Here is a 15,813-nt window from a genome sequence, read left to right as displayed (position 1 = left end):
GCCTGCGGCGTCAGACACCGACATGGACATCCATTTCATACTCATGATCGGAATCGTAGTTGAACTTGATCGCCTTGTAGGCAAAGCCGACCTTCTCGACGAAGAGATCGGCCTCGTCGCCCTCGCCCGGCTCCATGTGGTAGGTGATGACGGAGGCGTCGGTCATGGTCACGACCAGATAGTCGCTGGTCGAGCCGTCGATGGTGCGGCGTGCCGAGAACACCACCTCGTCGAGCTTCTTGTTCTCGAACAATGCCTGCTTCAGGTAGGGCGACGACATGTCGTAATGTTTCCAGACGGTGAAAACGCCGAGGGAAACGCGGCCCCGGCGCGAAAGTGAATTGGGGTCGTGGGGCGCGGTGATCTGGAAATCCGCGCCGAATATCTCGATTTCATCTTCATGGCCGTCGCGCGTGCTGGGGCCGGGTATGTCCGGTACTTTAAGAAAGCCGTCGATCTTGATGGTAGGTTCTGGCATCGCTTGTCTCCATTTCCATTATCTGGTCAGGACTTCACGGAAGGCAGTTCAGAGACGAGCCGGAGCGAGGCGTTAATTCCCTCCAACTGGTAGTGCGGGCGCAGGTAGAAGCGCGCGTTGTAATAGCCGGGGCGGCCCTCGACGCTGTCCACCTGAACCTCTGCGGCGGCCAACGGCCGCTTTGCCCGCGCCTTGTCGTCGGCGAAGGCGGGGTTGGCCAGGACGTAACGGTTGATCCATTCCGTCAGCCAGATCTGCATGTCGGCGCGTTCCTTGAACGAGCCGACCTTGTCGCGGGCAATCGCCTTGAGATAGTGCGCAAAGCGGCTGACCGGGAAAAGATAGGGCAGGTTGGCGCTCAGCCGTTCGTTGGCCTGAGCGTCGGGATCGACGAGGCGGCCGGCGCGCGCATCGTCGTCCTGCAGGGAATGCGCGCCGATGAAGGCGGCGAGGTCGGTGTTCTTGCGGTGCAGGATCGGCATCAGGCCGAGCTTGGCCAGTTCCGCCTCGCGGCGGTCGTCGATCGCCACTTCCGTCGGGCATTTCATCGCGGTGGTGCCGTCATCCGTCGGGAAGCTGTGCACCGGCAGGTTGAGCACCGTGCCGCCATTTTCCACGCCGCGTATCTGCGTGCCCCAGCCGAACAGCTTGTGGCTGCGGTTGATGTTGACGCCCATCGGGAAGGCGGCGTTCATCCAGACATATTTATTGTGGTCGCCCTGCACCTCTTCCTCGAAGGAAAAGCCCTTCACCGGAATGGTGTCCGCGCCGTAGGGCAGCCGCGCCAGCACGCGCGGCATGGTCAGGCCGATATAGCGGGAGTCCTCGCTCTCGCGCAGCGACTGCCACGACGCATAGGCCGGGTTCGACACGATCTGTTGCAGGTCCTGCGGGTTCGGCAGTTCCTGCCAGCTATCCATGCGGAACAGGCGGGGCGAGGCAGCGGCGATGAAAGGCGTGTGCGCCGAGGCGCAGATGCCCGAGATGTTGCGCAGCAGGCCCACGTCGCGCGGGTGGTTGGTGAACTCGTAGGCGCCGACGAGGCAGCCGAACGGCTCGCCGCCGAACATCGAATATTCGTCGGTGTACACCTTCTTGAAGATCGGGCTCTGGTCCCACATCTGGCCTTCATAGTCCTCCAGCGTGTCGGCCAGTTGCTCCTTGGAGATGTTGAGGACGCGGATCTTCAGCTTCTGGTCGGTCTCGGTGTTGTTCACCAGATACCAGAGGCCGCGCCACGTTCCCTCCATCTCGCGCACTTCCGGCGCATGCAGGATTTCGTTCATCTGCGCCGAGAGCATCTTGTCGATGCCGGCGATCAGCGACTTGATCGAGCGGATGGCGTTGGAGGAGATCGCGGTCGTCTCGGTGCGCGACTGGGCGGCCAGCGCGAGGTTGCGCACAAGCTGCTGCAGGCGCTCGCTTTCGTCCTGCTTGACCTTGAAGTCCTTTTCGAGGAGTTCGCTGAACTCGCCGAGATCGACGGCTTCCGCCTCGGCGGCCCCGGTTGCGGCGGTTTTCTGCTGTTCTGCCATCACCTTACTCCCCGCTCTTGTCGTCGGTCGCCTGGCTCGCGATCTGCGCCAGCAACGGTTCGTTGTTCAACAGCTTGGCGATGCGCTTTTCGGCATCGACCCGCCCGTCCATCATGCCGAGCAGTTCTTCGAGCTGGCGGCGCATCTTGAGGATTTCGGCGAGCTGGGGCACCTGCTCGGCGATCTTGTCGGGGGCGAAGTCGCCCATGCTGCTGAAGCTGACGTCGATCGCCAGTTCCTCGTCCTGCTCCTGGCCCTCGGCCTGCGGCAGCACGTTCTTGACCCGCGCCTTCACGCGCGGCCCGAGCGCTTCCATGAATTTCGGGAAGCGGTTCGCATCGGTTTCCACGAAGGAGCGGTCGGTGAGGATTTTCTGGGCCTCCCGCGTCTCCGATTTCCCCGCCAGATCGGCCATCACGCCCATCACGAAGGGCAGTTCGATCGTCGTCGGACTTCCATAGTGCTCGACATCGTAGGCGATCTGCACGCGCGGCGCGCGGTTTCGCTCGATGACTTTTGCCTTGCTCTCAGCCATTTTGGATTACCTTTCGTCCTTGACCGCCGCCTTCTTGGGCTCGGGCGTTCCGGCGAGCAGCCGGAATTCCTTCAGGCCGGAGGGGGCGAGATCCTCCATCAACTCCACAAAATCCATGTGAACCATCCGCCGCACGCGCCGCGCCAGATGGGGAATGGGACTGGACGGCTCCGTCCGGTCGTAGAAATCCACGACGAGGTCGAGGCACTTCACCACCTCGTCGCGCGAGGCGATGCGGTCCGGCAGGCCGCCGCCCGACATGATCGGCTGCGGCTCGCGATAGACGCCGTTGGGTGCGGCGGGCGCCGCTTCCCCGTTCGCGGCGATGGCAGGCGCATCGGCTTTCTTCATGGCGTTGGTCCGTTCGAGCGTCGCCAGGACCCGTTCCACGAAGCGCTTGAGGTCCGGCACGGTGGGGCCATGCGTTTCCAGCCGGGCGTTGAGCACCCGGTCGAGTTCGTCCATGGCCGAAAGCGAATCGCGCCCGCCCTGCACGAGCGCAGCGAAATCGTCGGGGGAGCGGTCGGCAAAGCCCGCGCATGCGCCGCGCACCCGCGACACGAGTTGCGCATGGGCCTCCGCCAGCACGGCCTTCTCCTTCACGCCAAGCCCCTGCGCGGCCTCCTGGAGCATGACGCGCTCGTCCAGCGTTCCCATTTCAAGGTCGCGACCGGACACCGGGCCGATGCCCGGCAGTGTGAAGAACGCCTTGCGCCGCAATTCGCCGAGCACGCCCGCTTCCGGGTTCTGGAGGTCGAGCAGCGCATTGGTGCGCCGCAACGCCGCCTCGCGCGGCGCACCGCCGCGCAGCGCCGGATGCAGACTGTCCCAATATTCGTCGAGTGTCCGCCCGAGCAGCGAAAGCCCTTGCGCGAGGCCCGCAAGCCCCTCTTCGCCCGCCAGCGCCCGCGTTACCAGCACCATGAGGCGCAGGTCGCGGCCCTTCTGGCGCAGCTCGTCCGCCCGCGCAAAGATGACTGACCAGTCGGGCGCAACCGTGGTCTGGGCGACGGGCCTGTTTCGCTCGTCATATTCGACCTTGATCGCAGGTTCGGCCAGCCGCTCCAGCTCGTGAAAGCCGGCATCGTTGCGCAAGTCATCCCCAGACGGATTGTCTCCGGTCAGCGGGTTCAGCCAGAGAGCAAGATCAATCACGTAACCCCCCGCTGCTCATGCGGCTATCGAATGGTTAAACGTCTAAGATATGAATGCCGGCCCACTACCCTCGGTTGAATATAGAATACGCCTTTCTATTTTTCTGTCTACTCGGGGGCATTTGCATTCCGTAAGGGAACCGGCCTCGCGCAAGATCGCCTCTTCCGCCCGGCAGATCAACGTCATTCGAAAGTAAAGGTAAATCCGTCGGCCGCCGCGCCCACGGTGACCTTCGAGAAACGCTTGCCTTCCAATGCCTGGTTGAGCACGCCGCGGCTCAGTTCCGGCAGCAGCGTGTTGGTCAGGATGGCGTCGATCATGCGGCCCCCGGACTCGATTTCGGTGCAGCGCGCCTTGACGAGGTCCATCACGCCGTCGCCGATCACAAGCTCCGCATCGTTGTTGGTCGCCAGTCGTTTGGCGATCTTCGAGAACTGGTGCCGGGTGATCGCCTCGATCATGTCGTCGGACAGCGGATAATAGGGGATCGTCACCACGCGCCCGAGGAAGGCGGCGGGAAAGACCTTGAGCAGCGGGCCGCGCAGCGCGTCGTCGAGGTCGTCGATCCCGGTGCGCACGCGGCCATTGTCGGTCTTCGCCATGATGACCTCCGAACCGACATTCGAGGTCAGGAGGATCAGGCTGTTCTTGAAGTCGATGCGTCGGCCCTCGCTGTCGTCCATCATGCCCTTGTCGAACACCTGGAAGAATATCTCGTGGACGTCCGGATGCGCCTTCTCCACCTCGTCCAGCAGGATGACGGAATAGGGCTTGCGGCGCACCGCCTCGGTCAGGATGCCGCCCTTGCCGTAGCCGACATAGCCGGGCGGCGCGCCCTTCAGCGTGGATACGGTGTGTGCTTCCTGGAACTCGGACATGTTGATGGAGATCAGGTTCTGCTCTCCGCCATAGAGCGTTTCGGCCAGCGCCAGCGCCGTCTCGGTCTTGCCGACGCCAGAGGGGCCGCACAGCAGGAACACGCCGACCGGCTTTTCCGGCGCGCCGAGCCCGGCGCGGCTGGTCTGCACGCGCCGCGCGATCATCTCCATGGCGTGGTCCTGACCCACCACGCGCGCCGAAAGCGTCTCGGCGAGCTTCAGCGCCTTCTCGGTCTGGCTGGAGAGCATCCGGCCCGTCGGTATGCCGGTCCAGTCCTGCACCACGGCGGCAACTGCGTTGCGGTCGACGGAGGGCAGGATGAGCGGCGCTTCGCCCTGCGCCTCGGCCAGTTCGGCCATCAGTTCCCGCAGCCGTTCGAGATCGGCGGCGGGGTCCGGCGCATCCGCCGGGGTCTCGCCTTCGGGCCGGGGTTCCGCGGTCTCGTCCGTCGTCTCTCCTGTTGGCTCGTCCGGCGGTGCATCCGGCGAGACGCCTTCGCCACGCAGCCGGGCGCGCAGGTCGAGAATGTCGCCGACCAGCACCTTCTCCCTGTCCCAGCGCGCCTGTGCTTCGGAAAGCGCCTCCGCTGTTTCGGCGAGCGCCGCCTCGACGCGCGTCTTGCGGTCCTCGACCTCGATGCCGATGGCCGCCTCGCGACCGATGATGCCCTGTTCGATCTCCAGCGCCTGCCGCCGCCGGATGATATCCTCCACGGCTGCCGGCGTCGCGTGCTGCGACACGGCCACCCGCGCGCAGGCGGTGTCGAGCAGGCTGACGGCCTTGTCGGGAAGCTGGCGCGCGGGAATGTAGCGGTGTGAGAGCGTGACTGCCGCCTCCAGCGCCTCGTCCAGCACCTGCACGCGGTGGTGCTTTTCGAGCACGGACACCACGCCGCGCAGCATCAGTATGGCGGTCGCCTCCGAGGGTTCGTCGACCTTCACCACCTGGAAGCGGCGGGTGAGCGCGGGGTCATTCTCGATATGCTGCTTGTATTCGGCCCAAGTGGTCGCGGCGATGGTGCGCAACTCGCCCCGCGCCAGCGCGGGCTTGAGAAGGTTGGCCGCGTCGCCGGTTCCCGCCGCGCCCCCCGCGCCGATCAGCGTATGCGCCTCGTCGATGAACAGGATGATCGGCGTCTCGGAGGATTGGACCTCGTCGATGACGGCCTTGAGACGCTTCTCGAACTCGCCCTTGACGCTTGCGCCCGCCTGCATGAGGCCGATGTCGAGCGCGCGCACGCTGATGCCCTGCATGGCGGGCGGCACGTCTCCCTGCGCGATGCGCATGGCAAAACCCTCGACGGCGGCGGTTTTGCCGACGCCCGCCTCGCCCGTGAGGATCGGGTTGTTCTGGCGCCGTCGCATCAATATGTCGATGATCTGCCTGATTTCCGGGTCGCGGCCCACCACGGGATCGATCTTGCCGTCACGCGCGCGCTGCGTCAGGTCGGTGGCGTATTTCGCCAGCGCGGACTCTCCGCCCGGGCCGCGCTTCGGCGCTGCTTCGGCGGGAGCGCTCGCCGCCGCCGTTTCCTCGCGCGAGCCTGCCACGACATCGGCGAAACCGGCGATGACCTCGTCGGCGTCGATCCTGTCGAACTCACCGCTGATCTTGGACAGGATGCCTTCGAGCGCCGGTGTTTTCAGGCAGGCGAGCAGGATGTGGGCGCTGCGCACCTCATCGGTGCCGAATTCCAGATTGGCGAGGCTCCAGCCTTCCTGAATGGCGTGGAAGATGTGGTCGGAAAACTCCTCGATGGATGTTGCGCCATAGGGCAGCTTGTCCACCGCCCGCGTCATGTCGGCGGCGATGCGGCTGGCATCGACGCCCGCATGCGCAAGGATCATCTGCACGTCGCAGCGATCGGAAAGCACCAGTTGCTGGATGAAATGCACAAGCTCGACGTAAGGATTGCCGCGCATCTTGGCGCTGTCCGCAGCCGCCTTGAAGGCCTGCACACAGGTCGCGTTGAGTTTGCCGACAAGTTCCTTGCGCTTGAAGCTCTGCGATGACCGCCGTCCGCCCGCCTCCATTTCAAGGCTCTCCGCTTCATGAGGTTTTAGCTTCTCACAGTTCCGGCCACTTAAAAAGGGGCTGCTATTGCGCCGTCGATTCGGCGACCGCGCCGTAGGGGAAGAAGCCGAAATCGACGCCGTCCACCGCGCCCCTGGTCACAAGCTGCTCGGCAAGGGCGGGCAGGTCCGCTGCGGTCCTGAACGGGGCGAGGTCGAGCGGCTTGTCGCCGGTCACCGCCACGATCAGGCCGGGGCCTGCGAAATCGGAACGCGCGGCGAGCGCCGTCACGTCGAACAGCGGCGGCGCGCTGGTCGCGACCAGCTCCGCCGTCAGGTCATAGATACGGCCCGTGGCGTCAACCATGAACAGGCTCGGCGTGCGTGTTCCGATATCGTCGAGCACGCCCGCCACCTTGTCGCCGCGCTTCGTTCCGGGCGAGGTGAAGGACAGGTTCGGATTGTCCACGGTGGTTTCGTGGATCGTCCTCAGGAACTTCGTCGCCGGGCATTGGTCGGCGGAAATGATGTGGCTGTCCATATTGGCCTCGCCGGTCCCCGAATCCGCCAGCGCGGACTTGATGCGGTCGAAGGTCTGCTGCGAAAGGCCGACGCCCTTGACCGCCATCCGGTCGTCGGACTGCGCCTTGATCGCCGCGAAATAGCAGTCCTCGGGATCGATCTGCGCCCGGGGTTCCGGCTCGACGACGGGCGGGGTGGTGTCGGCCTGCGGCGTGTTGAGCGCGACCGCCTCATCCTTCTGCTCGTGTTCCGGCGGGGCCTCTGCGACGGGCGGCGGCGTGACCGTCTCGGTCGGGGCCGGGGTGGGGGTCGGCGTCGGCAGAGGCGTCGGTTCCGGCTCAGGCTGCGGTGCGACAGCCTCCTGGACAGGCTTTGGCGGTGGCGGGGGTTCAGGTGCGACCACAGGAGGCGGCGGCGAAGGTTCGGGTGCGGCCACCGGGGGCGCGGGAGTCGGTTCGGGTGGCGCGGCTTGCGTGACGGCATCCGGCTCGTCGGGCGGGGCCACCGGCTCTTCCTTCACTGTGTCGGCATCCTCGGCAGGCGGCGGGGCAGGGGTGGGTGCAGGCTCGGGCACAGGTGCAGGTTCGGGGGCTGGCGCAGGTTCGGGGGCTGGCGCAGGTTCGGGCGTCCTGTTTTCGGCAACAATGTCCGCGCGTGGCCGTTCGCCGATGCCGATCCAGCCGGTTGCGTAGGCGACCACGGCCAGCGCCGCGAGCACCGCGCCCGCGCCCGCGACCAGCGGCAGGGGCGAACGTCGGCGCGGCGCGTTGCCGCCTTGAGGCGAGGCGGGGGCGGTCTCCGCTGCGGGCGGCGGAGGCGTCGCAGGGCGTCCGGGCAGGATCGGCGCGACATGCGGCACGAAGCGCGCGCCGCCTGCGGCGGGCATCCACGGCGCGGTCGGCTCGGTGTCCAGCCGCGCGTTTTTCGCGGCCAGCCCCCCGGCGCGCGCCAGCCAGTCGGCGATGAAGCTCATGCTTTCGGGCCGGTTGGCGGCTTCGGGTTGCAGCATCTGCTCGATCAATGGCCGCAGCCGCGCATCGATGTCGCCGAGGTCGGGAACGGTGCGCCGCCGCTCGATCACTTCGGCGGGCATCGTGCCCATGTTGATCGGCGTGCCGCGCAGCGCTGCCGCCATCACCAGCCCGAGGCTGTAGATGTCCGAGCTGTTGGTGACCTGGCTGCCCGCCAGCCCGATCTGCTCGGGCGACACGAAGCTGAACTTTCCCGCGAAACTGCTGCCCAGAAGCGTGGTGGTCGCGTTGGCGGCATGCGCGATGCCGAAATCGATGACCTTCGGCTCGGCGAGGCTGCCGTGCTGGATGATGATGTTGTCGGGCGACAGGTCGCGGTGGATGACGCCCGCCCTGTGGGCGACCGACAGCCCTTCGGCCACGCGCGAGAAAAGCTGGAACGCATCGTCCACAGGCAGGGGCCCGAGCCGCATCCGCTCGGCCAGCGACTGCCCCTCCACATATTCCATGACGAGATAGGGCCGCCCGATTTTCGGGTCGCGCGAAAACGCGTAATAGCGCACGATGGTCGGATGGTTGAGCCGACCGAGGATCAGCCCTTCCTTCTTGAAGAGCGCGAAGATCGTGTCGTCGTCGGCAAGTTCGGACAGGATGGTCTTGATGGCGACGGGTTCTTCCGTCTCGATATTATGCCCTCGAAACACCTGACCCATGCCGCCCGAAGCGATCAGTTCGTCAAGCTGATAGGTGTCGTTCAGCCGCACGCCGGGCGCGAAGCGGTTGTTCACCTGTATCCTTGTTTTGTCGTCAGAGGTCATCCCGACGCCGGCCCGTGGTCATGTTCGAGAAACAAAGACTAGAGCATTTCATGGTCAGGTTGAAGCATTCTGCCGGCGACGGTTTGCGACAAGGCCAAGGGGTTTGTCGCAGGTCGGGCTGGTGGCCCGGACAAGACAAAGACCGAAGGATTTGGCGCAAACCGGCCCGGCCCTTCGGGTTTGCGTTTGGCGGGCACCCACTTCGTCATGCCGCTCGACCGGGCAACCAGCCCGTTCTTCGCGACCTTCCTTGTGGATCGCCTCGCCAAACGACAAACAGAATGATTCAACCTGACCATGAAATGCTCTAGCATCATTGCGCGGTCCTGATTAGACGCTTTCATGATGAATGCCGTTGGTGGCTCCGCTGTCCAGCATGCGGGCAATGTCGTCGGCGCCGTTGTGCCAACCAATCTTCCCGCAATTCTCGGTCATGCGGCTGCGTTCGCCCGCGTCCAGCAGACGGTCGAGATGTCCGTCGATGCGCGCATGGTCGTCGCGGCGCATCAGGAGGCCCAGCCCCTCCCGTTCGGCCCAGCGCGCCCGGTCGATCTGGCGGTCCATCTCCTCGGCCTCGTTCGGCACGAACAGGCTGGGGATCGCGCCCAGCACGTTTTCATGGAAGCTGTTGTAGCCCGGCGCGCATATGGCCGCATCGAAGGCGCGGCTGTAGCGGAACGCCGGGAACACGCTCCGCACCACATGCCTGCCGGACGTGCCCTCAAGCGGCTCGGCCCGCGCCTGCACAGGAGAGCGCAGTTCGACCAGCACCACATCCGGCCTCGCGGCGAGCGACCGAAGCGCGGCCTGCCGCACCGGGTTCATGTCGAAATTCATGCCGGAGCCGAGTTGCATGGCCACAACCACCGCATCGCCCGGCAGGCCAAGCTCGCGCCGCGCGCTGTCGCGGTCGAGCCTTGCCCCCGGATCGACCAGCAGCACAGGCGGCACGCGCGCCACCGACGACTGGAGCGCCTTGGTCGGGCCTTCGTCAAACTCGTCTGCCAGTTCGCCCGGCTCCACGACGAGGTCGAAGCAGTCCGACTGTTCCACGAATTTGCGGTTGAGTTCCGACCACATCGCGCGCCTCAGCCAAACGGAACGCACGCCCTCGTGCCGGTTCATCGCGGCGAGGACGCCGCCGAACACCGCCGTGGCGTCGAAGACGAGCGTTGTCGCGCCCGCATGGCGGATCAGTGCGTCAAGCTCGAATTCGAGCTGCAGGTTCCAATCGTCCACATCCGTGCCGTTGGCGCGGTGGTGCGGCAGGAAGAGCGTCGGATAGCCCGCCGCGGAAGCCAGCGAAGCGGCATAGGACATGGTGGCGAAGATCGATCGAGATCCCGGCGCGAGGCGGCTTGCCACCGCCATCTGGCGGGTCAGGTGGCCGAGGCCGATGCCGTTCGATGACAGGAAGACGATTGCTGGCGGCGGGATATGTTTCAATATTCTCTAGACCGCCCTGGTGATGTCCCAGTCCGTGCGCACCAGCCGCGCATGGTCCTGGATGTAGCGGGCGATGTCGTCCGCGCCGTTGGTCCAAGGGATGCGGCGGCACCGCGCGACGATGGCGGCCTGCTCGTCCGGGTCGAGAAGTTTTTCGACCAGTTCGCCGACATGCGGAAGGTCGTGGTCGCGGCGCAGTGTCCATCCCATGCCGGACAGTTCGGCCCACCGCGCACGGTTGAGTTGCAGGTCCATTTCGTCGGCCTCGTTGGGCACGAAGATGGACGGAACGCAGCCGAGGATGTTTTCGTGGAAAGTGTTGTAGCCGGGCGCGGCCACCATTGCATCGAAGGCCCGGCTGTATCGGAAGGCGGGGAAAAGCTCCACGATGCGGTGCCGCTCATGGCGCGGCGCATCGTCCGTGAAGCTCGCGCGGATCGGTGAGCGCAGTTCCAGCACCAGCGTGTCCGGCCTTTCCAGCACCGACCAGATGACCGCCTCGCGAACCGGCCCCATGTCGAAATTGGCGCTAGAGCCGAGTTGCAGCGCGACCACCCGCACACCGTCCGCGACGTCGAGGAAGCGCCGTGCCGCGCTGCGCTCCAGCCGTTCGGCCGGCGCAAGTTGCAGCACGGGAGGCACCAGATAGGCGTCGTCGCGCAGCGCCCGCGTCGGGCCGTGGTCGAAATCGGCGGCGAGTTCGCCGGGTTCAATCACCGCGTCGAAATGGTTCGCGGCGTCCAGCAGGTGCCGGTGGCTCTCGCGCCACATCGGACGCCTGACCCAGATCGAGAAGATATCGGGATGCATTTCCAGCGCCGAAACGATGCCGGAGAAGATGGCCGTTGAATCATAGGCGAGGACACGCGGCCTCAGATGCGTCAACAGGTCGAACATCTCGTCGGCCAGGATGTCGTTCCAGTCGGAAACCTTCGCGTCGAGCGCGAGGTGATGCGGGATGAAATGGGTATGGTAGCCGGCATCCGCAGCGATCTTCATCGCATAGGACATGGTGGCGAAAACCGGCTTCAGGTCCGGCCCGAGCCGCTGCGCAATCGCCATCTGCTGCATCAGATGGCCCATGCCGATGCCGTTGCTCGACACGAACAGAACGGGCTTGACGGGCAGCGGCGGCATCGGCGTCACAGGCGCCGCGCCGTCCTTGCGCGGCAGGTCGAACAACGCCGCGATCCTTGGCGCGAACAGCGACGCGTCGTGGTGCTCCTCGACAAACTTGCGGGCGCGTCGGGATTGGGCGGCAAAGCGATCGGGATTGTCGACGAATCTGGCGATCACGGCCTGCACCCCGGCTGGCTCGGCATAGACCGCCGCCTCGCCGAACAACTCGCGGAAATGTTCGGGCAGGATCACCACCAGCCCGACCGCAAGCGCTTCCAGAATGGTCCTGCCGAACGCTTCGGACCATGCGTCGGAGTGGAAATAGACGTAGAAATCGAGGCCGCCGAGGAACTGCGCGACGCCCTCGGTCTCGAACGGCAGCACCTCCCAGTTGGCGGGCAGCGGGCCATACATCTCTTCAAGGAAGCCGCCGCCACCGAGAATGCGGATGCGAAAGCGCCTGTCGACGGGATAGGCGCTCATCGCCGCCTCGGCGAGGTCGGGCCATTTCTGCCTGTGCGGCCGTGCATGGCGGCCGATGACCACCGGCTCGGCGGGATGTCCCGCCTTGCGCTGCGGCCAGTCGTCGAGCCGGATCAGGTTCACCCAGTCGCGGTCGAGCACCGACGCGCCCTTCGGCAAGAGGCGCGGCAGCGAATCCCGCACGACACTGCTGACCGGAGCCAGCAGCACATCGGCGTCGAAGGAGGCGCGGCAGTTCGCGACGATCCGGTCGATGTCATATTGCCGCGCGCCCTTGCGATCGAATGCCGGATGGTGGAGCACGACCACCAGCCGCTCGGTCGCGAGGCGCAGGCGGCGCGTGACCCTGTTCTCCATGATCGAGGGATGATGCAGGAGCACGAGGTCGCTATGTGTTTCCATCTCGGGGTCGAGCCGCTGCGTCAGCCCCTGTTCCAGCACAGCCGAAAGATGCGGATGCACTGGAAAGGCCGCGCCGAGCAGCGGCCCCTTGACGAACAGCATGGCGGTTTTCAGCCCGGCGCGCGCAGCCTCGCGGATCTCCACCGCGAGCGCGGTCGAGGAGCCGCCCTCGAAGCGAAGGTCGGCGACGAAAACGATGTCGAAGCGTGTCAAGCGACGGGGTCCTGAACGGGCCGCGCGGGCGCCGCGTTCAGAAACGCTTCGATGTTCATGCCGTAGGAAAGCACGAGGCGGGGTTTCCACTTCGCCAGCAGCAGGCCCCAGCGCTCCCGCAGATAGGCCTGCCAGGGCATATCGGCGGCATGCAGCCGCTGGTGCACGAGCGGTGGCAGATATTCGAAGGCGGCGCGGCTTTCCCGGAACTTCGTGAAATCGCTGTTGTCGGTGACATAGACGAGCTTGTCGGTCTTGCCGAACTTCGCTTCGGCGGTGGCCATGATGTCGCCGATGAGGGACGGGTCCACGTCGATGACGACGATCATCACGATGTGGACCGGCCCGCCGGATTTGTAGATGAAGGGTTCCTTCTCCGCGACCGGATTGACCTTCACCGCCGAGAAAAAGTTCAGGATGGATTTCAAGGCGTGCTCCCCGGTTCACGAAATCTCTGTCGCGTCACCCTTGCACTTGAGCCTCAATTCCAGCCCTTCAACGGTCTTTCGTCAAGGCCTGGCGCGAATGAAGCGCGGCACGGAGCAGTTCGCCTTCACCCAGGCCTGTGTTTCGGGGCATATCCATTTCAGCAGTTGCATGATTTCGGAATAGTTTCCGGACAGGTTCAGGCCCAGAAGCGGCTCCTGGTGAAAAATGCGATTACGCAAGTCCAGCACATTGTTGACCCGGCCATAGATTTGCTTGTGGTCCGCCGTTCCCGGCATATGGGGGAAGGCCTGCACCAGACGACTGCTCCACAGGATGGGCTTGTATCTGGGCGCCAGCATGGCGACCCAGAAGCCGAAGGAAAGCCCGGCAACCATTTCGTCGGCATTCGGCTCGATCCTGCGCGCCTTCAGGCGGCGTCTGGCATTGGCGAGTTCCTCCAAGCTGCGCTTGTCGAGGAATTTGCCGGCGATGCTCTCGCGCCACCATTTGTCACCAAACTTGTCGCGGAAGACGGCGGCGACCGAATTGCGATAGGCCACCTCCAATGTCTGGACGGGGAAATGGAAACTTTGTCCCATCATCGTGTTCCATATGTAGAGATGGACCGCGCGCTGGTGGTCGAAGCCTGCCGCTGCAAGATATGGGGTCAACCGTGCCGGTGTTATGGTTCGTTCGAAAGCTGCGATGAGGGCTTCCGGAACTTCTTCATAGATTGTGTGTTGACTGATCGGCACGGTTCACCATATTTGCCAGGCAAGCCGGACTTCGCCACTGCTCGCAAGCGAACCCGGATGGATAGAACCCCCGGACAGCCGAGAGGCCCTCCGGGGGTTTCGCTTTCTATATGGCATTGCCCGGCATTTCGACTGCCGTTCACATCGTCCACAGCTTGTAGGTCATATCTCCGCAGCCTGCTCCGCGAGCCAGGCGTGAAGCGGCTTTGCCTGTTCGAGAAGAAGCGGGATGGCCGCAGGATCGCTCGCCAGCACCGTCGTCAGCGTCGCCGCCTCTCCGCCGACCGCGAACCGCATGCGGATGCGCCGAAAGGCGCTGTTGTCGCTTTCGCCTGCCGGGCTCGGCGCGGCCTCGACCACCATGCGGCCATCGGGCGGGGCGACCATCTTCAGTGTGACGCGGCACCCGCCAAGCGACAGCACCGCGCCGCTCTCATGTTCCGTCGCCTCGGCGCGCGTATAGGCAAGCCAGTCGGCTTCAACTCGCACGCCCGGACGCGGCGTCACCCTGTCGGCGACGACCACACCGCCGCCCGGCACGATCTCTACCGCGCGGCGGAACAGGCAGGGCGCATCAGGATCGTGGACGGTGCACACCGCCGAGATCGAACCCGCCGCGCGCGGCCCGAGCAAGGTAGCGCTGGCGCCGATGGACTGGTCCGCGCCGCCGAAGGCAATCGTGTTGTGCGCCATGGTCCTTGTGCGGAAATATCCGAAACGCCGCTCCGGTTCGAAATAGCCGGGGGCCTCGTAGTTTTCGCGCCCGAGTTCGCCGAAAAAGCGCTGGCCCTGCATTTCGACCACCATCGTGCCGAGGTCGAGATGCGCGTGGTTGACCGCGTTCGAACCGCCCTTGAGGCCGACCCATATGTCGCCGTCGCGGAGCATGCAGACGCCTGCCGCCTCGAACCTGTCCACCTGCGCGCGGCTTGCGGGTGCTGCCGCCATGGTTGCTCCCCGGATCAGGTCGAAGGGTCGCGGTGCACCCGGGGCCGCGCGCTGCCATGCCGCCGCCTGCGCCTCGCCCGAGCGATGGGCCAGCCAGCCGAGGCCGTGGCTTCGTTCGGGTTCGAGCAGGTTGTCGCCATAGTCGAAGGAAAGGCCGGCGGGCGAGGTCATCGCGCGATTGAACCGCCAGCTTTCGAGGAACGCGCGCGGCGGCTCGACATCGCGGTCGCCCGCCGCGTCGAGGGCTGCGAGCGCAAGCACCGCGTAATCCGTCGCATAGGCCCAGTAGCCGGGTCCCTCCGGCCAGCCGCCGTCCGGCTCGAATATCCTGAGCGCCGCCGCGAAAACGGCCTTGGCATCGCGCAGCACCTCTGCGGCCAGTTCGGGCCGGGCCTTGCGCGCCGAAAGCGCGCCGAGGATCGAGGCCCCCGCGCAGACCACCGTCCAGTTGTTGTTAGCCGTGACCCATGGCGACGGGCGCTGGAGCGAGGACCGCGCCGGGACCAGCCCCAGCCGCGCCAGCGCCTCCATGATGAAAGCATCCTCCTCGCGCGTCAGCACCGGCTCGCACCAGCCCCGGCCAATGGCGACCGCCGCCATCGTTTCAGCGGTGTCGATGAAGTGCGACCTGTTCCAGTCGGGAAAGGCGGCCACCGAGACAAGCTCCCGGACGATGCGTCTCTGGAAGCGTGGGTCGCCCGAGATCATCCAGCTTACGCCCAGGGTCTGGATGCGGGTCGATATCCGCCGCGCCACATCGAGCATCGTGCCCCTGCGGTCGAGCGCATGGGCGATGGGCGGGGTATCGAGCACGGCCTCTGCGTCTTTCAGGAAACGCTGCGCCGCCACCCCTGCCCAGGGGTCGTCGCCGACCAGCCGGCGCAATCCCGATAACCCGTTATATGGCGGCAGCAGCATTGGTGACAGCCCTGTGCCTTTGCATATGTCTTGCAGGCAAAGACGGCGCGCGTCTCCGGATTTCGACCATCGCCGTGCCTCCGCCTGTGAGATTGCGCTTGACGCGGGTGGTTCTCTTGAGGCCAAATGGCCCATCTCGTTGAACAGACTACTTTGACAAACGCAAGTGTTTCGACTTTTTTCGACGAAGGCGGC

11 protein-coding genes are annotated in these 15,813 nt (G+C 65.4%); all 11 read right to left on the bottom strand.

From position 1 onward, the window contains the following. Window positions 1-10 precede the first annotated feature (10 nt). The 11 genes from M9924_19335 to M9924_19285 all read right to left on the bottom strand — a co-directional run bounded on the left by M9924_19335 (window position 11) and on the right by M9924_19285 (window position 15,618). Window positions 11-478, bottom strand: a complete 468-nt coding sequence (locus M9924_19335; GenBank protein ID MCO5066539.1) for a type VI secretion system tube protein Hcp — start codon at window positions 476-478, stop codon at window positions 11-13. A 26-nt stretch (window positions 479-504) separates the two neighbouring features. Next, on the bottom strand, window positions 505-2,013 hold the full coding sequence (gene tssC / locus M9924_19330; protein ID MCO5066538.1) for a type VI secretion system contractile sheath large subunit: 1,509 nt from the start codon (window positions 2,011-2,013) through the stop codon (window positions 505-507). Between the two features lie 4 nt (window positions 2,014-2,017). Further along, window positions 2,018-2,548 carry a type VI secretion system contractile sheath small subunit gene (gene tssB / locus M9924_19325; GenBank protein MCO5066537.1) on the bottom strand — a complete coding sequence of 177 codons (531 nt, stop codon included), beginning with the start codon at window positions 2,546-2,548 and terminating at the stop codon, window positions 2,018-2,020. A 6-nt stretch (window positions 2,549-2,554) separates the two neighbouring features. After that, the gene (tssA, locus tag M9924_19320) at window positions 2,555-3,703 is read right to left on the bottom strand and encodes a type VI secretion system protein TssA (protein ID MCO5066536.1); all 1,149 of its coding nucleotides are present in this window, start codon (window positions 3,701-3,703) and stop codon (window positions 2,555-2,557) included. Window positions 3,704-3,885: 182 nt separating this feature from the next. Beyond that, on the bottom strand, window positions 3,886-6,615 hold the full coding sequence (gene tssH, locus M9924_19315) for a type VI secretion system ATPase TssH (GenBank protein MCO5066535.1): 2,730 nt from the start codon (window positions 6,613-6,615) through the stop codon (window positions 3,886-3,888). Window positions 6,616-6,679: 64 nt separating this feature from the next. Further along, on the bottom strand, window positions 6,680-8,905 hold the full coding sequence (locus M9924_19310) for a serine/threonine protein kinase (GenBank protein MCO5066534.1): 2,226 nt from the start codon (window positions 8,903-8,905) through the stop codon (window positions 6,680-6,682). A gap of 330 nt (window positions 8,906-9,235) precedes the next feature. Further along, entirely contained in the window at window positions 9,236-10,351 is a 1,116-nt protein-coding gene (locus M9924_19305) for a hypothetical protein (GenBank protein ID MCO5066533.1), read from the bottom strand. Between the two features lie 6 nt (window positions 10,352-10,357). After that, entirely contained in the window at window positions 10,358-12,568 is a 2,211-nt protein-coding gene (locus M9924_19300; GenBank protein MCO5066532.1) for a glycosyltransferase, read from the bottom strand. Beyond that, on the bottom strand, window positions 12,565-12,996 hold the full coding sequence (locus tag M9924_19295) for a hypothetical protein (protein ID MCO5066531.1): 432 nt from the start codon (window positions 12,994-12,996) through the stop codon (window positions 12,565-12,567). The genes M9924_19300 and M9924_19295 overlap by 4 nt, the downstream gene beginning before the upstream one ends. Window positions 12,997-13,077: 81 nt before the next feature. Then, window positions 13,078-13,752, bottom strand: coding sequence for a hypothetical protein (locus tag M9924_19290; protein ID MCO5066530.1), 675 nt, complete (start codon window positions 13,750-13,752; stop codon window positions 13,078-13,080). Window positions 13,753-13,914: 162 nt separating this feature from the next. After that, window positions 13,915-15,618 carry a heparinase II/III-family protein gene (locus M9924_19285; GenBank protein MCO5066529.1) on the bottom strand — a complete coding sequence of 568 codons (1,704 nt, stop codon included), beginning with the start codon at window positions 15,616-15,618 and terminating at the stop codon, window positions 13,915-13,917. Between the last annotated feature and the right edge of the window lie 195 nt (window positions 15,619-15,813).

This window comes from Rhizobiaceae bacterium (assembly GCA_023953835.1).
In the GTDB taxonomy this organism is placed as follows: Bacteria; Pseudomonadota; Alphaproteobacteria; order Rhizobiales; family Rhizobiaceae; genus Mesorhizobium_G.
This window is presented reverse-complemented; position numbering and strand designations above follow the sequence as displayed.